Origin of the sequence: Glutamicibacter sp. FR1 (assembly GCF_047300825.1) — a bacterium.
GTDB classification, from domain to species: domain Bacteria; phylum Actinomycetota; class Actinomycetes; order Actinomycetales; family Micrococcaceae; genus Glutamicibacter; species Glutamicibacter nicotianae.
This window is the reverse complement of sequence record NZ_CP178602.1, coordinates 730,747-745,870: the sequence shown is the minus strand read 5'-3', so window position 1 is coordinate 745,870 and position 15,124 is coordinate 730,747. Positions and strand designations below refer to the sequence as shown.

Sequence of the window (15,124 nt, the reverse complement as noted above, 5' to 3'; positions counted from 1 at the left end):
CGAAAAACTGCGAGCCATGGACTTGTTTCAAGTCCATGGCTCGCAGTTTTGCAAGCAGCTAGCGGGTGTACGCTTCCCACTTGTCCTGGTGGTGCTCGCCATCGACGAAGCGGATGGTGCCGGACTTGGCACGCATCACGATCGACTGGGTGTGGATACGGTTGTCCTTGTAGCGAACTCCGCGCAGCAGATCGCCATCGGTGATACCGGTCGCCGCGAAGTAGCAGTTATCGGAGGTCACCAGGTCGTTGGTGGTCAGCACGCGGCCCAGTTCATGGCCTGCGTCGATGGCCTTCTGCTTCTCATCGTCGTCGGTTGGCCACAGGCGGCCCTGGATCACGCCGCCCAATGCCTTGATGGCGCAGGCAGTCACGATGCCCTCGGGGGTGCCGCCGATACCCATCAGCGCGTCAACGCCGGTGCCTTCGCGGGTTGCGGCAATGGCGCCGGCAACGTCGCCGTCCATGATCAGCTTGGTGCGCGCACCGGCTGCGCGGATCTCTTCGATCAACCCGGCGTGGCGTGGGCGGTCAAGGATGGTCACGGTCACCTGGCTGATCTTCTTGCCCTTGGCTTTGGCGATCAGGTGCAGGTTCTGCTTCACCGGCAGACGGAGGTCAACGAGTTCTGCGGCTTCTGGCCCGGTGACCAGCTTCTCCATGTAGAACACTGCCGAAGGGTCGAGCATCGAACCGCGGTCGGCAACAGCCAGCACGGACAGGGCGTTGTTCAGGCCCAGGGCGGTGAGCCGGGTTCCGTCAATCGGGTCAACTGCGACGTCGCATTCGGCGCCGGTTCCATTGCCAACCTGTTCGCCGTTGAACAGCATTGGAGCTTCGTCTTTTTCGCCTTCGCCAATTACGACAACGCCGTTGAAGTTCACGCTGGACAGCAGGCCGCGCATGGCGTCGACTGCGGCACCGTCTGCGGCGTTCTTGTCACCGAATCCAACCCATGGCGAGGAAGCGATGGCTGCCGCTTCGGTTGCGCGCACCAGCTCCAGTGCTAGGTTGCGGTCCGGCTCCGCGTCGGAAACCGACAGTCGCGAAGAAAGGTGGGCATAATTGTTCTTTTCGGTCACGAAAGATCCCATCACTGAGTCGTAGTCATTGCGCCTATGCAAACAAGGCCATTCTATCCCCTAGGGTTCTCCCTTTACAGTTCGTGTCGGGCGCGCCTGATCATCGGTGGACGTGCGATTGGGCACTCCAGTTCGAATTACACAGAATCTTCGGGGAGAATGGAAGGCGTGGAACCTGAGAACAACACCGAGAACAACGCCCAGGCAGCCGCCAATGCGGCAAGCGGTACGCAGATGCCTGCCACGGCTCGTCGAAGCCTCGACGATCCCAACGCCACCTTCGAGGACCTGCCGTTCAAGCCGCAGCTGACCGAGAAGCAGGCCAAGCGCGCGAACCAGACCTTCAAGGGCATGGTGCTGTCCATCGGTTTCACTATTGCCATCCTCATCCCGGTGCTCATGCTCAACCCTGCGCCCAAGGACGACGCGTTTGAAAGCGACGTCAACCTGCAGGCCACCGCAGAACAGACGGAGAAGATTTCAGGCTTTGAGATCTTCGCCCCGGAATTGGGCGAGAAGGAATACGCGAACTTCGCCCGCTGGCAGGCTAATACCGCACAGGGCGTCCCCTATTGGGAATGCGGACTGGTCTTCGAGAACAAGGACTTCGTGTGGGTTCGCCAAGCCGCTGAAGCCAACCCGACCTGGATTGCCCTGATCACCGATGCGGCGGTGCCAACCGATACCCGTACCATCGGCGGAGCCCAGTGGGAAGTGCGCACCAAGGACCAGGGCACCTACCTGATCTCCGAGTTCAAGGACTCCACCGTGGTGCTGTCCAGCGACACCTCTGACGAGCAGCTGAGCGTTGTTGCTGAACAGGTTGCCAGCGAACTGAGTTAAGTCACGTTCACGGGGATAGCCAGTCACATATTCGATATTCGAATACATTCCCGTAGAATCTGAGTCATGCACGCAGAATCAAAAAAACCATCCATGACTCCTCAAGAGGCGTGGGAAAAGCTCAGCGCAGGAAATTTCCGTTTCGTCAATGACGATACCCAGCACCCTAACCAGGACAGTGCACGACGCGAGAAGCTGATTTCCGGCCAGGAACCCTTCGCTGTCATCTTTGGCTGCTCGGATTCCCGGCTTGCCGCTGAGATCATTTTCGACGTGGGATTGGGTGACATGTTCGTGGTGCGTACCGCGGGCCACGTCCTGGACCCGGCTAGCCTCGGTTCGCTGGAATTCGCCGTCGACATCCTCAACGTCCCATTGATCGTAATCCTCGGGCACAACTCCTGCGGTGCGGTCACCAGCGCCATCAAGGTCAAGGAATCGGGCAACATGCCCAAGGGCTTCGTGCGCGACCTCGTTGAGCACATCACCCCATCGGTCCAGGCCGCCGAGCGCAAGGGCATCACCGACGTGAACGGCACCGTCGTCGAGCACGTCAAGCAGACCACCGACCGCCTCGTCGATTTGTCCAGCATCATTGCGCTGGCTATCGAAGAAGGCCGGACCGCAGTCGCGGGCGTGTCCTACCACCTGCACGATGGCCGTGCCCAGCTGGTCTCCAGCCTGGGTCTCGACTAAGAACTCTAAGTTCTCGGGAAAAGCCTTGTAAAACGGCTTTTATTCCCATTTCGGCGAAGCGTCACTGTTGGTTGTGATGTTTACGTCAGAGCCCTGTCCTTTGATTGCGGTTCGGGCGTACTCTGGGCTCATGACTAACAGTGACGATTTCCGCATCGAACATGACACCATGGGCGAAGTCCGGGTTCCGGCTCAGGCCCTGTACCGCGCGCAAACCCAGCGCGCCGTCGAAAATTTCCCGATCTCGGGCAAGACCCTGGAATCCTCGCATATCAAGGCCCTGGCCCAGGTCAAGAAGGCCGCCGCCCAAGCCAATCTGGCGCTGGGGGTGCTGGATGAAGAACGCGCCGCCGCCATCGTGGCCGCGGCCGATCAGGTCGCTACCGGCCAATACGATGAGCACTTCCCGATCGACGTGTTCCAGACCGGATCCGGAACCAGCTCGAACATGAACACCAATGAGGTGCTCGCCGAACTGGCAACCCGTGCCCTGGAATCCAAGGGCAGCGGCACCGAGGTCCACCCGAACGACCACGTGAACGCGTCGCAGTCCTCCAACGACGTCTTCCCCACCTCCGTGCACGTTGCCGCCACCGGAGCGCTGATCAAGGACCTGGTCCCGGCGTTGGGCACCCTGGCTTCCGCACTGGAAGCGAAGTCTGCCGAGTTCAAGGATGTAGTCAAATCCGGCCGCACCCACCTGATGGATGCCACCCCGGTCACCCTTGGCCAGGAATTCGGCGGCTATGCAGCACAGGTCCGCTACGGCATTGAACGCATCGAAGCCGCGCTGCCGCGAGTTGCCGAAGTTCCCTTGGGCGGCACCGCAGTAGGCACCGGTATCAACACCCCGGATGGCTTCCCCCAGCGGGTCATCGAATTCCTCCGCGAAGACACCGGGCTGCCCATCACCGAGGCGCGCAACCACTTCGAAGCCCAAGCCAACCGCGATGGCCTGGTCGAGGCATCGGCTGCTTTGCGCACCATCGCGATCTCGTTGATCAAGATCGCCAACGACCTGCGCTGGATGGGCTCCGGCCCGAATACCGGATTGGGCGAAATCGCGATCCCAGACCTGCAGCCCGGTTCCTCCATCATGCCCGGCAAGGTCAACCCGGTCATCTCGGAGGCAACCATCCAGGTGGCAGCCCAGGTCATCGGCAACGACACGGCCATCGCCTGGGCCGGGACCAACGGAGCCTTCGAGCTGAACGTGGGCATCCCGGTCATGGCATCGAACCTGCTCGAATCCGTTCGCCTGCTCTCCAACACTTCGACGGTGATGGCTGAGAAGATGATCGACGGTATCAAGGCCAATGTGGAACGCGCGCGCTTCCTGGCCGAGGCTTCCCCATCGATTGTCACCCCGCTGAACAAGCTCATCGGCTACGAGAATGCCGCCAAGATCGCCAAGAAGGCTGTGGCCGAGTCGCTGACCGTCCGCGAAGCAACCATCGCACTGGGCTTCGTCGAGCGCGGCGAAGTCACCGAGGAGCAGCTCGATGCGCTGCTGGATGTTTCCACCATGGTGGGCAAGCACTAGCACCGAGCTATTCCAAGCTCAGCTACCGCGGACAGTTGCCGGCAACTGGCCGCGGTAGCTTGCTTAATCAGTTGGGGCGCAGCTAAATGAGCCGCCGTGGGGTGCCTCCAGCGAATTAGACCAGTTCAATCCAATAGCGTCGCAGGTCCTCGCGGGAGCCGAAGCGAGGACCGATTTCGGAAACCGGAGCGATGCTTTCGAGGACTCCTTCGCAAGCTTCAATAGTTCTCGCCGAAGCAATATTGGAGTCGTTGCACGTGAGCATGACTCGTGGCAGGCCCAGGTTGCGCGCTTGTTCCAAGGATCCGGCGAGCGCGATTCTGGCCAGGCGGTTTCCGCGGGCGCTCGGGCGTATTCCATAGCCGATGTGCCCGCCAACTTCGCGGAGAAAATCATTGCCCAGCTCATGACGCAAGCTGGCTGCACCCAAGTATTCATCGCCATGCACTAGCCACAGTGTGCTTTGCGCGACGAAACCTTTTGGTGGCGTGAAGTTCAGCGTTTCCAGATCCTTGAGCAGCTGGACCCATTGAGCGAAGTCGTCCGCGTTGTGTAGATCCCAGCCGTATTTGGCAGCGAAGAAGACCGAGGCGCCGTCTTGATCCGTTCCCGCCCATTCAGCAGTGCTCCGTATGAAAGAAGCGTGGAGTGAGGCAGTTGGTTCAATCAGTTCGATCCCAGTCATGGAACAAGTCTATGTTCATGCCATCGGCAAGTGATTGCAGGACTCATCAGCTGGCGAAGTATCCGCCGGGCCGCGGGTCCAGTGCCCACTGCACAGCCCGCTCATGCAGTGGCGGGAGCTCTGGCCGCTCTGCGAGCTCGAAATATCCCACTTCCAGGTTTTCGTCATCGTTGACCCTCGCATCGCCGGAGAGGTGGCGGGCTTTGAAAACCACATCGAGGTACTGGGCGTGATCCCCATTGGGATAAACCGTTGGCGCGGTCACTCCGACACCCAACAGGTCCGTGATCTCGCATTCAACGCCGGTCTCTTCCAGGACTTCGCGATGCGCAGTGTGCGATGGTTCTTCGCCAGGGTCGATAATCCCCGCCGGCAGGGTCCATTGCCCATTGTCGGCACGGCGCACCAGCAGCACTCGGCTGTCCCGGAAGACAACAACTTTCACCCCGGAGAGCCACAGCGGTTCATGTCCGATACGTTGCCGAAGATGGGTGATGAATTCAGGAGTTGCCATGATTTCATCGTGCCATAAGCAGTACTGCCAATGCTCCAACCAGCATGAAGGGACCGAAAGGGACAGCTGATTTCAGGGTCAATTTCCGCACTGCCATTCCCCCGATCACCCAGCAGGTCGCCAGCACGAAGGTGAGCACGGTTGCGAAGAACAAGCCGGGCACAGAATAGTAGCCCAGGTTCAGTCCCAGCACTCCGGCCAGCTTCACATCTCCCATGCCCATGGCGCCGGCGGAGATCAGCGTAATGAGCAGATATCCTCCGCCCAGCAGCAGCAACCCCAGCAGGCCCATGAGCACGCCGTGAGCATCAGAACGCAGGATGCCCAGCAACACGATCACCACGGTGCTGGCCGCCAGCCAGTAAGCGATAAGCCGATTGGGCAGGCGATGCGTTGCGATGTCTTGCCTGGCCAGGAGGAACCCGAAGCCGGCAAAGCAGGCCAGCTGGACAACGACTGCTGCCGCGACCGCCGGGCCTTCCTGGGCTACGTTCCAAATTTCTGACATGTGTAGAGCATAAGCATGTCCACGCCTGTGCGGCAGAGGGGTGTTCCCCTTGTGAATAATTCTTCCGCTTCTACAATTAGGGTATGGACGTTCCTGCAGTTCCACTTCTTTTCCCCGGGCAGTCTGCCCCTGAATCCGCTGCTCGGCGCCGTTTCCGCGCCCTGGCCCGTTCAGCCCCTTGGCTGAGCACCTCGCTGCAGTTCCAGGTCCAGGTCCCGGGCGAATACGCCAAGCCGGAAGATGGCTTGGAAGGAACGCTGACCGCCATCATCCGCCAGCGCGAAGCCATTGCCGTGCGTTCGGCGGATGGGCAGCTGGTGTACCAGCAGGAGAAGTTCACCGCGGACCGCAGCCGCGGCTATGTCGCTGCCACGAATTCCTCCTGGAAGCTGCCTGCCTCGCTGACCTCCCCGGTGTACACCTCGGACCAGTTGATATTGCGCCGTCCAGATATTTCCGGCTTCAACGGGCTGCTGCCACTGGAGCATTGGGAATCGATGCTCGATCCCGTGGAGCTTGCCGGATCCGAGCCCGCCTCGCATGATCTGGCATTCGACCACCCCACCTACATCCACGAGCTGGCCGAGATCACCCACGACGGCCGGCCAGCGCTGGCCGCCGTCCTCACCGCGGGGCATACCTACCAGCCCACGCTGGCCAGCGCTCCCCTGGTTCCCGAAGGCGCTCGGACCCTCGTGGTCCTGGATCTGGCAACCGGCGTCTGCCTGAACCGCCGGGTGCTGGCCGCCCCAACCGGGATGCCGCCGGCCCCGGAGCTCTCGCTCCAGGTTCTCGCGCACAACGAGTACTACATCGATTCGCTGTTCACGGCCCCAGCTCCCACGCTGACCGATGTCCGGGCACCGATTCCGTGGGAGCTGCGCAGCGAACGCCGGTCCTAGGCCAGCGTCGGAGTATCCAGCAGGTTGGTGACCAGCGCGGCGATCGCAGAGCGTTCGGATCGGGTCAGGGTCACATGCCCGAAGAGCGCGTGCCCCTTGAGCTGTTCCACGACCGCGGCGACGCCGTCATAGCGGCCCACATGCAGGTTGTCGCGCTGCGCCACGTCATGGGTGAGCACCACCTTGGAATTCTGCCCGATGCGCGAGAGCACCGTGAGCAGCACATTGCGTTCCAGGGACTGGGCTTCGTCGACGATGACGTAGGAATCATGCAGCGAACGCCCGCGGATGTGGGTCAGCGGCAGCACTTCCAGCATCCCGCGTTCCACCACTTCATCGATGGCGTTCTTCGACACGATCGACCCGAGGGTATCGAAGACCGCCTGGGCCCACGGTCCCATTTTCTCCCCTTCGGAACCGGGCAGGTAGCCCAATTCCTGGCCGCCGACAGCGTACAGGGGACGGAACACGGTGATCTTCCGGTGCTCCCTGCGTTCAAGCACCGCTTCCATGCCGGCGCACAGCGCCAACGCGGACTTGCCGGTGCCGGCGTTACCGCCCAGCGACACGATGCCCACGGAAGGGTCCATCAGCAGGTCCAGGGCGATGCGCTGCTCAGCGCTGCGGCCGTGCAGTCCGAAGGCCTGCTGGTCTCCGCGCACCAGCTTCACGGTATTCGCATCCACCTTGCGGCCCAGGGCGCTTCCGCGCGGTGAGGTGATCACGAAGCCGGTGTTGATCGGTTCATCGGCTGCCGCAGGGTGGTTCAGCACCTGTTCATGCTCGTAGAGCTTGGCCATGGTCTCTTCATCCAGGTCCAGCTGCTGGATGCCGGTCCACCCGGTCGAGGCGATCAGCTCATTGCGGTACACCTCGGCATGGATCCCCATGGCCGAGGCCTTGATGCGCATCGGCAAGTCCTTGGTCACCAGGGCAACGTCGAGGCCTTCATCAAGCAGGTGCTTGGCGACAGCCAGGATGCGTGAATCGTTATCGCCTGAGCGCATGCCTACCGGCAGGACCTCGGGGGCAATATTATTCAATTCGATGCGCAGCGTTCCACCGGTCTTGGACACTGGCACCGCCTGGGCCAGCCCGCCATGGCTGGCGATCAAGTCATCAAGCAGCCGCAAGGCCTGGCGTGCGAAGAAACCCAGATCCGGGTCCTTGCGCTTGTTTTCCAGCTCGGTGACTACGGTCAGCGGAATCACGACATGGTGCTCATCGAATTGGAACATGGCTTTCGGATCGGAAAGCAAGACCGACGTATCAATGACGTAGGTTCGTACACCCTGTTCGGCTGTTCGTGTCATGGCAGCGCACCCATTCTCGAATCCGGCGTGGGGACTCTCCCCACGCGTCAGTGGGGAATCCCGGCACCGGATGCCCAAGGCGATTCCGGAAAGCAATCCGGCTGGCGCTGCATTTGGTCATCTAGTGTGGAACCCTTCGCTCAGCTGGGACTTGATGCCCCGGCCTTATGATCACCTTAGACCCCGAAACGCCACCAAGAGACGACGCACACACTACGTTCAGGTAACGATTCGTTGAACAGCCGAGCCTGGCGCAACGCGCTCGGCTCAGGTTCCGAAGCGGCGCTGGCGGTCAGCGAAGTCGCGCAGGGCGCGCAGGAAGTCAACGCGGCGGAAATCCGGCCACAGCGCCTCGCAGAAGTAGAACTCCGAGTAGGCGCTTTGCCAGGTTAGGAAGCCGGACAGGCGCTGCTCGCCGCTGGTGCGGATCACCAGGTCCGGATCCGGCTGGCCCTTGGTGTAGAGGGCCGATTCGATGTCTTCGGTCGACAGGCCCTCGGCCAGCTCCTCGATCGTGCGCCCATCCTCGGCGGCCTTGCACAGCAGCGCCTTGAACGCATCGAGGATCTCGCGGCGCCCTCCGTAGCCGATGGCCACGTTCACATGGACGCCGGTGCGGTTGGCAGTCACGGTTTCCAGGGCGGCGAGCTTCTGCGCCAAGTCCTCGGGCAGCAGGTCCTTCGCTCCCACCTGCTGGACCTTGACCCGGTTGGTCTCGCCCAGCCGGTCCAGGGTCGAGCCGATGACCTCCAGCAGGTCGCGCAGCTCGCCGGCTTCCCGGTTGAGGTTGTCGGTGGAGAGCATGTACAAGGTGACCATCTTGATATCCAGGTCGTCGCACCAGTCGAGGAATTCCAGGATCTTGTCGGCACCGGCCTGGTGGCCCGCAACGGTCGGGGTGCCGGCCAGCTTGGCCCACCGGCGGTTGCCGTCGACCATCACGCCAATGTGGTGCGGAAGCTTGTCGGATGGAAGGGACTTCGCCAAGCGCCGTTCGTAGTAACGGTACGCAAGGTTCGGTAGCTGCACCTTGTCCCTTCCTTTCGGTAGATTCCAAAACTCTAGGTTCTAAATCTACCGCTAATTATCACCAAGCGCGGGCATCTGCCCGCCGCACCGCGTCCACGGCGGACGCTTCGCCCTGGGCTCAGGCGTCCTTTCCCGAAGCGAACAGCGAGAAGAATCCGTCCATCCCGGCCACTGGTATCTGGCACAATTCCTCGCGGCACGGCTGGATCTGCAGGCCGTTCTCCGCGCCGGGCAGCGACGGATCGTGACGCACAATCATCCCCAGGCTCAACGCCACGGAACGCACGCGCTTGGCTTCTGCCGAATCCCACTGCGACAGCGCAAGATACTGGACGGGGCTGGAAACGATGCATTGCACTTCCAAGGCGGTCGCCACCTGTGTCGGCGCATCGCTGGCCAACGCCAGCGCATGGGCCGAGAGCACGCGGGCGCTGTCCAAGGCCGCCGCATCAGCTTCGCTGTACTCCCCTGCAGCCATGGACTGCAGCGCATGCATTGCCAACGCCTTGGCGTAGAGCGCCCCCGAAGCCGGCAGCGCGTCATCAAGCACCGTGACCGCAGCGATGTTGCCGCGCTGGGCGGCGATCCGCGCATCGGCGCCCACCGCGTCGCGCGGCACCCCGGTTTCCGGATCCACGAAGTCCGCTGCACGTCCCAGCAACTGGCTGGCCCTCGCTGCCCACTGCTTCTGGCCGCTGGCCTGGCCCAACGCCAAGAAGCCCAGGGCCAAGGCGGCGTAGTCCTGCAAGGTGCCCTCGTTGCCGTGCTCGGCACGGTTGGAGAAGCTCACCCGAGCCAGCCGTCCGGCACGCTCATCCCACTGCATCTGCCACACAGAATTGGCCGCCTTCTCGGCGAGCTCCAGGGCCCTCGGCTGGTCCAGCAGCAGCGCGGCTTCAGCCAGGGCTTCGATGGCCAGGCCGTTCCAGCCGGCGATCACCTTTTCGTCGCGGACCGGCATGATCCGCGAGCGGCGCAGCGCCCGCATTGCCTCGCGCAGTTCCTGCAGGACGCCCAGTTCGCTCGGCTCGGGCACCCGCAGCAGCGAGAAGCAGAAGTTCTGCGGGTCCTCGGCCACCGGCGCGAAGCGCAGCAGCCCCTTGGGCAGGCGATGAATCAGCGGGTCGGAGACCAGCGCCATCTCCTCGCGGTTGAAGGTGTAGTACGCGCCTTCGATCTGCTTGCCATCACGGGATGAATCGGCATCCAGCGACGCGGCGAAGGCCGGAGCGGCGGACGACGCGGTGAGCAGTTCCTCGTTGAGGAAATCGATGATGCCTTCGGCGCTGCGCCGGGCCAGTCCGGCCAGCGTCTGCGCGCGCTGGGCCGCTTCCCCTTCGGAGGTGCGGGAGAATTCGGCGGCCAGCACGCTGGTGCGTGCCGCCAGCGACAGCAGCCCGGCATTGTCGTAGAGCATCTTCTCGAAATGCGGGACCGACCAGTTCTCGTCGACGCAGTAGCGGGCGAAACCGCCCTCAACGTGATCCTGCAAGCCGCCGAGGAACATCGCTTCGAGGTGGGTGGCCGCAGCGGTGAAGGCCTCTACGGCGCGATCCGGGGTGGTGATTACTGCACGCCACAGTGTTTTCAGGGCCCAGGTCGGAGGAAATTTGGGTGCAGGGGTGAAGCCGCCTTCCGCCTTGGTGCCGGCAATCCACCGGTCCAGCGCTGCCCCGAAGGCCTTGTCCGCTGGTTCCTGGGATTGCAGGGACAACAGCGAGCTTTGCCGGCTTCCGAGTTCGGCCAGATGCCCGGCGAGCATCTGGGCCTGCTCTTCCAGCGATTCGCGCTTGGTTTCCCAGGCTTCATGGACCGCATCGAGCACTTGGCGGAAGCTCGGGGTCTTGCCGCGGGGCTCTTTCGGATAGTACGTGCCGGCATGCACGGTTCTCCCGTCGGGCAGCGCGAAAATGGTCATCGGCCAGCCTCCGGCACCGGTGAGCGCCTGGGTGGCCAGCATGTAGGTGTCGTCGACGAGCGGATGCTCTTCGCGGTCGACCTTGATGGCGACGAAGTTCTCGTTCAGCAGGGCCGCGATCTGGGAGTCGTCGAAGGACTCGTGGCTCATCACGTGGCACCAGTGGCAGGCAGCGTAGCCGATGGAAAGCATCACCGGTACGTCGCGCAACCGGGCCTGTTCAAAGGCTTCGTCCCCATAGGGGAACCAGTCGACTAGTTGATGCGAATGCTGTCTGAGGTATTGGCTGGATGAGCCAGCGAGTCGTTGTGCCACGCAATCATGCTATCGCGCAGCTCACAAAGCTCCTACTGCTGCTCGTCGGTCTTCGGGTCGTGCGGCTCATCGGGTTCCTGGAGCTTGCGCTCTTCGCCCTTGGACACCATCTCCTGCTGCTTTGCTTCTGCTTCCGAGGTGTAGCGCACGCGGCGGACACGGCGGATCATGTCGCGGATCAGGAAGATCACGGCAACCACCAATGCTGCGGTGAAAATGAAACCGAGGAATCCTGGACCGTAATCGCTGGCAGTCTCCGTGCCGAAACGCGAGGTCGAGGAAGTCAGAGCCAAGGATTCAAAGATCGTATTCACGATGTAAAGACAACTCATTTCTAGTACTGGAAAAGCGCTTAGTACTATCTTAGTCCGGCGAACAGGTCGGTCTCGGGCAACTCGGTGGCTACCTTGGAGGAGATCAGCGTGTAGTCCTCCCACGGCCAATGCTCCGCGTAGACGTGTTCCGGCACGGCGAAGAAGAAACCTTCCGGATCAATCTGGGTTCTATGCGCCAGCAACGCCTGGTCGCGCTGCGAGAAGAAGTCCGCGCAGTGGATCTGGGTGGTCGTGGTGTGTGGGGAAACCCACTTGAACATCTGGTTGCCTTCGTCCGCTTCCCACTGCGCAACGCGCTCGGTGTACGGGGATTCGTACCCGGCTTCCAGCATCGCGTAGTGCAAGGTGCGGAAGCGATCCGAGGCGAAGGCACGGTCGTAGTACAGCTTGCTGACCGACCACGGGGCGCCCAGCTCCGGGTACATTTCAGGATTGGCCGCATGCTCGAAGGCAAAGGTGGAAACCTTGTGGCAGTGGATATGGTCCGGGTGGGGGTAGCCGCCATTTTCGTCATAGGTCGTGATGACATGTGGACGGAATTCCCGGATCAGCTTGATGATCCCGGCAGCGGCGATTTCAACTGGCTGCAAGGCGAAGGCACCAAAAGGCAGCTCGGGTAGCGGATCGCCTTCTGGCAGGCCGGAGTCGACGTAGCCCAGCCAGCGGTGCTTGACGCCCAAGACGGCAGCGGCCTCGGCCATTTCGGTGCGACGAACGCCCGCGAGGTCGCGGTGCGCATGGGCGAGCTCGCCAGCGGCGGCATTGAGGATATCTCCGCGCTCGCCGCCGGTGCAGGAAACGACCATGACCTCGGCGCCGGCATCGACATAGGCGGCCATCGTTGCGGCGCCCTTCGAAGATTCGTCATCCGGGTGCGCGTGAATAGCCATGAGCCGCAGCCCCTGCGAAGGAGCAATTTTCTTCACGTCGTGAATCTCCACTTATCTTCTTTCCTTATGCCACGTTTTTGGACAGCCCGAAGCCTCAAATCTGCCCGTCACCCATAACAACTCATAGCCGACCACCGGTTATTCCCCCATGCCGAAAGACGGTAAACTTGAGCAGGGAATCTCTATACGGCATTCCCTATTCAAATTCCGCCAGGCAAGAGAGTGGTGCAAGGCAAATAATGTCTGATCCAAGCTTAACGGCTCGCTACAACAACCCCAAGAAACGCAGTCTTCCTAAGAAAACGCGTAATTGGCTGATTGCTGCCGCGCTCTCCCTCGGCGTTGCCGGGGCCGCTTATTTCGGCTTCAGCAACTACACCACCATCAAGGCGCAGGACATCGAGTTCGAGGTCGTTTCCGCAACCCAGGCCAAGGCCATTGTCGCGGTTGAATACAACGCCAAGTACCGCGTGCAGTGCGACATTCGAGCGATGAATGAATCCAAGGCGATTGTCGGTTACGAAACCGTCTTGCTTGATCCAGGAGAAGCTACCGGGCACATCACCCAGCGCCTGGATGTCGACCTGCACACCGATAACCTTGCGACCACGGTAGGCGTGGAGTCCTGCTACGAGGTTCCGCAAGAATACAAGGGTTAACATTTCAGCTTGTTCATCCCCTAATAGCTGAATCTATTGGGCTTAAAGCGTTTTGGCGACTACTATCGTTGAAAAGATACGTTTCGCCCCGCATCGGCGCATGGTTCTAGCAAAGCAATAGGACATGAGCCTAGCGGGGTCTTTGCTTGCATCTCCAATAACGTGCGAGCCCGCAGATCCGTACCGAATCCGACTTCGTCGACGCCACCGTTCCGGTGGCGTTCGGCTTTAGGACCTGTTGCAGGTTCCCAAGGCAGAGCGAAGTCCCTACTGACCAAAGGAAGTACAACGTGAGCACCAACAGCAACGAACCTGTCGTTTGGCTGACTCAGGAAGCCTACGATCGGCTCCAGGACGAACTGACTTTCCTCTCAGGCCCGGGACGTGCCGAGATCGTTGCCCGTATCGAGCAGGCGCGTTCGGAAGGTGACCTGAAGGAGAACGGCGGTTACCACGCCGCTCGTGAAGAGCAGGGCAAGGCTGAAGCCCGCATCCTCTACCTGAAGGATCTGCTGCGCCGCGCCGACGTAGGCGAAGCTCCTGCCGATGACGGAATTGTCGAGCCAGGCATGCTGGTAGTCGCCAATATCGCAGGCGACGAAACCACCTTCCTGTTCGGCTCCCGCGAAGTTGCCGGTGACACCGACCTCGAGGTCTACTCCGAGCAGTCCCCTATCGGCGTTGCCGTGCACGGCGCCAAGGTGGGCGACAAGCTGTCGTATCTGGCTCCAAACGGCCGCGACATCAAGGTCGAGATCATCTCCGCCAAGCCTTACGGAGCAAAGTAAGCGCCTGAGCAAAAGAAATCCCCAGACCAGCTTCTCCAAGCTGTTCTGGGGATTTTCTGCGTTCAGGACGATTACCACCCGGTTCGCCGCGTTTACGAAATCACGTTCAGCCTTCTATCGCCGAACAGATCGAACCACCGAACCAAGAAGGCGGCTGTTTCAGCACGTGTCGCCTTGGCGAAAGGCTTGTACTCTACATACCATTCTTCGTATTCGCCGAAGTCGGTCAGCCAGCCCGTTGAGATTCCGGTAGCACGCATCCATTCGATTTCGCGATAGAACAAATTGGATTTAGCTACATCCCGAAAGCCGCTCTCCGCGAGGGGTGTAAATGAATAGACCGATTTTGGAGTCATCCGGTACAACATCGCCGCCATGGCATCGCGCAATATTGGAGCCAATGGCCGGAATGTGCCGTCTGGCCATCCATTCGCGATGCCTTGGGCATGTAGCCAGCAAATCTCCTTGTAGAAAATGTTGTCTCGCGCAACGTCCTTGAATGGAGAGGCATTAGGCGGAGTGTAAGCAGGCGACCCGTTGATGCGGTAGCAGAATGCGGCGAACGCATCACGCAGTACAGGTGCCTGCGGGCGGAAGGTTCCGTCGGGCCAGCCATTAGTAACTCCCAGCTTGGAGAGAATCTCCACGTACCGGTACAGGTCATGGCTTTCCGGCACATCTTTGAAAGTGTTCGTTTCCCATTCAGCTGATGGGTGGATCGTTTCCGATCCTATAAAATCTCCGCCCGACCAATAAGTTGTTACGCCGGTAAATTCCTGATAGTAGGAGCCGTTGCTTTGATAACTAATATCATCTGTGGGGAAACCGAATGATGGACGCCAAAGCTTAGCCATGGCGGCTTTCGATTTACGGGCCATCGTCAGTCCGCGTCTAGTGACAGCTATTCCGTTTTCATAGATTTTTGCGGAAAGTTCGCCGGTAAAGAATTGCCTTCTATCGACTTCAGGATTGATCTCCAATACCAAATCGCCGAACTCCGAGGTTTGGGCCAATGCGGATGGAGCGCTTGCTGTAGCGATTAGCGGAACAGCAATCGCCGCCGTTAGAAATGACCTGCGGGAAAGACAATCCATGAAATCTCCTC

Annotated in this window: 16 protein-coding genes; 6 read left to right on the top strand and 10 right to left on the bottom strand. The window is 60.9% G+C overall.

Annotated features, from left to right (window positions below; genetic code table 11):
• Positions 1-58: 58 nt before the first annotated feature.
• Positions 59-1,093, bottom strand: coding sequence for a class II fructose-bisphosphatase (gene glpX / locus ACLQ8T_RS03595; RefSeq protein WP_413456367.1), 1,035 nt, complete (start codon positions 1,091-1,093; stop codon positions 59-61).
• A gap of 156 nt (positions 1,094-1,249) precedes the next feature.
• Here glpX and ACLQ8T_RS03590 point away from each other — a divergent pair, with 156 nt between their 5' ends.
• The 3 genes from ACLQ8T_RS03590 (at position 1,250) to ACLQ8T_RS03580 (ending at position 4,163) form a co-directional block, all read left to right on the top strand.
• Positions 1,250-1,924 carry a DUF4245 domain-containing protein gene (locus ACLQ8T_RS03590; RefSeq protein ID WP_413455708.1) on the top strand — a complete coding sequence of 225 codons (675 nt, stop codon included), beginning with the start codon at positions 1,250-1,252 and terminating at the stop codon, positions 1,922-1,924.
• A 93-nt stretch (positions 1,925-2,017) separates the two neighbouring features.
• Positions 2,018-2,620 (top strand): carbonic anhydrase, encoded by a 603-nt coding sequence (locus ACLQ8T_RS03585; protein ID WP_038989892.1) that lies wholly within the window; start codon positions 2,018-2,020, stop codon positions 2,618-2,620.
• 130 nt (positions 2,621-2,750) lie between these two features.
• Positions 2,751-4,163 carry a class II fumarate hydratase gene (locus ACLQ8T_RS03580; RefSeq protein ID WP_204720874.1) on the top strand — a complete coding sequence of 471 codons (1,413 nt, stop codon included), beginning with the start codon at positions 2,751-2,753 and terminating at the stop codon, positions 4,161-4,163.
• A gap of 115 nt (positions 4,164-4,278) precedes the next feature.
• On the opposite strand, the gene ACLQ8T_RS03575 is transcribed toward ACLQ8T_RS03580, so the two are convergent.
• The 3 genes from ACLQ8T_RS03575 to ACLQ8T_RS03565 are packed head-to-tail and all read right to left on the bottom strand — an operon-like array spanning position 4,279 to position 5,870.
• Positions 4,279-4,848 (bottom strand): GNAT family N-acetyltransferase, encoded by a 570-nt coding sequence (locus ACLQ8T_RS03575; protein ID WP_413455707.1) that lies wholly within the window; start codon positions 4,846-4,848, stop codon positions 4,279-4,281.
• Between the two features lie 46 nt (positions 4,849-4,894).
• Positions 4,895-5,362 (bottom strand): NUDIX hydrolase, encoded by a 468-nt coding sequence (locus tag ACLQ8T_RS03570; protein WP_038989895.1) that lies wholly within the window; start codon positions 5,360-5,362, stop codon positions 4,895-4,897.
• A gap of 4 nt (positions 5,363-5,366) precedes the next feature.
• Entirely contained in the window at positions 5,367-5,870 is a 504-nt protein-coding gene (locus tag ACLQ8T_RS03565; protein WP_204720870.1) for a prepilin peptidase, read from the bottom strand.
• A gap of 83 nt (positions 5,871-5,953) precedes the next feature.
• Between ACLQ8T_RS03565 and ACLQ8T_RS03560 the strand changes: the two genes are divergently transcribed.
• Positions 5,954-6,772: a hypothetical protein gene (locus ACLQ8T_RS03560; protein WP_204720868.1), complete on the top strand. Its 819-nt coding sequence runs from the start codon at positions 5,954-5,956 to the stop codon at positions 6,770-6,772.
• On the opposite strand, the gene ACLQ8T_RS03555 is transcribed toward ACLQ8T_RS03560, so the two are convergent.
• The 5 genes from ACLQ8T_RS03555 to mca form a co-directional block, all read right to left on the bottom strand.
• Entirely contained in the window at positions 6,769-8,085 is a 1,317-nt protein-coding gene (locus ACLQ8T_RS03555) for a PhoH family protein (protein ID WP_190264681.1), read from the bottom strand. The two genes, ACLQ8T_RS03560 and ACLQ8T_RS03555, sit on opposite strands and share 4 nt — an antisense overlap.
• Before the next feature lie 267 nt (positions 8,086-8,352).
• Complete coding sequence (locus tag ACLQ8T_RS03550; protein WP_204720866.1) at positions 8,353-9,114, bottom strand: isoprenyl transferase; 762 nt, start codon at positions 9,112-9,114, stop codon at positions 8,353-8,355.
• Positions 9,115-9,232: 118 nt separating this feature from the next.
• On the bottom strand, positions 9,233-11,347 hold the full coding sequence (locus ACLQ8T_RS03545; protein ID WP_413455706.1) for a thioredoxin domain-containing protein: 2,115 nt from the start codon (positions 11,345-11,347) through the stop codon (positions 9,233-9,235).
• A gap of 32 nt (positions 11,348-11,379) precedes the next feature.
• On the bottom strand, positions 11,380-11,661 hold the full coding sequence (locus ACLQ8T_RS03540; RefSeq protein ID WP_413455705.1) for a hypothetical protein: 282 nt from the start codon (positions 11,659-11,661) through the stop codon (positions 11,380-11,382).
• Between the two features lie 44 nt (positions 11,662-11,705).
• Positions 11,706-12,572: a mycothiol conjugate amidase Mca gene (gene mca / locus ACLQ8T_RS03535; RefSeq protein WP_052253578.1), complete on the bottom strand. Its 867-nt coding sequence runs from the start codon at positions 12,570-12,572 to the stop codon at positions 11,706-11,708.
• Positions 12,573-12,811: 239 nt separating this feature from the next.
• Here mca and ACLQ8T_RS03530 point away from each other — a divergent pair, with 239 nt between their 5' ends.
• On the top strand, positions 12,812-13,231 hold the full coding sequence (locus tag ACLQ8T_RS03530; RefSeq protein WP_413455704.1) for a DUF4307 domain-containing protein: 420 nt from the start codon (positions 12,812-12,814) through the stop codon (positions 13,229-13,231).
• Between the two features lie 290 nt (positions 13,232-13,521).
• Positions 13,522-14,019: a transcription elongation factor GreA gene (gene greA, locus ACLQ8T_RS03525; protein WP_413455703.1), complete on the top strand. Its 498-nt coding sequence runs from the start codon at positions 13,522-13,524 to the stop codon at positions 14,017-14,019.
• A 92-nt stretch (positions 14,020-14,111) separates the two neighbouring features.
• Here greA and ACLQ8T_RS03520 read toward each other — a convergent pair whose 3' ends face one another.
• Positions 14,112-15,113, bottom strand: a complete 1,002-nt coding sequence (locus tag ACLQ8T_RS03520) for an S-layer homology domain-containing protein (RefSeq protein ID WP_170214632.1) — start codon at positions 15,111-15,113, stop codon at positions 14,112-14,114.
• Between the last annotated feature and the right edge of the window lie 11 nt (positions 15,114-15,124).

What these genes read in the sequence shown, in the direction of transcription:
- ACLQ8T_RS03555 (WP_190264681.1), bottom strand. Translation starts at nt 8,085, where the DNA reads ATGACACGAACAGCCGAACAGGGTGTACGAACCTACGTCATTGATACG.
- ACLQ8T_RS03575 (WP_413455707.1), bottom strand. Translation starts at nt 4,848, where the DNA reads ATGACTGGGATCGAACTGATTGAACCAACTGCCTCACTCCACGCTTCT.
- ACLQ8T_RS03520 (WP_170214632.1), bottom strand. Translation starts at nt 15,113, where the DNA reads ATGGATTGTCTTTCCCGCAGGTCATTTCTAACGGCGGCGATTGCTGTT.
- ACLQ8T_RS03585 (WP_038989892.1), top strand. Translation starts at nt 2,018, where the DNA reads ATGACTCCTCAAGAGGCGTGGGAAAAGCTCAGCGCAGGAAATTTCCGT.
- ACLQ8T_RS03570 (WP_038989895.1), bottom strand. Translation starts at nt 5,362, where the DNA reads ATGGCAACTCCTGAATTCATCACCCATCTTCGGCAACGTATCGGACAT.
- glpX (WP_413456367.1), bottom strand. Translation starts at nt 1,093, where the DNA reads ATGGGATCTTTCGTGACCGAAAAGAACAATTATGCCCACCTTTCTTCG.
- mca (WP_052253578.1), bottom strand. Translation starts at nt 12,572, where the DNA reads ATGGCTATTCACGCGCACCCGGATGACGAATCTTCGAAGGGCGCCGCA.
- ACLQ8T_RS03580 (WP_204720874.1), top strand. Translation starts at nt 2,751, where the DNA reads ATGACTAACAGTGACGATTTCCGCATCGAACATGACACCATGGGCGAA.
- ACLQ8T_RS03530 (WP_413455704.1), top strand. Translation starts at nt 12,812, where the DNA reads ATGTCTGATCCAAGCTTAACGGCTCGCTACAACAACCCCAAGAAACGC.
- ACLQ8T_RS03565 (WP_204720870.1), bottom strand. Translation starts at nt 5,870, where the DNA reads ATGTCAGAAATTTGGAACGTAGCCCAGGAAGGCCCGGCGGTCGCGGCA.
- ACLQ8T_RS03560 (WP_204720868.1), top strand. Translation starts at nt 5,954, where the DNA reads ATGGACGTTCCTGCAGTTCCACTTCTTTTCCCCGGGCAGTCTGCCCCT.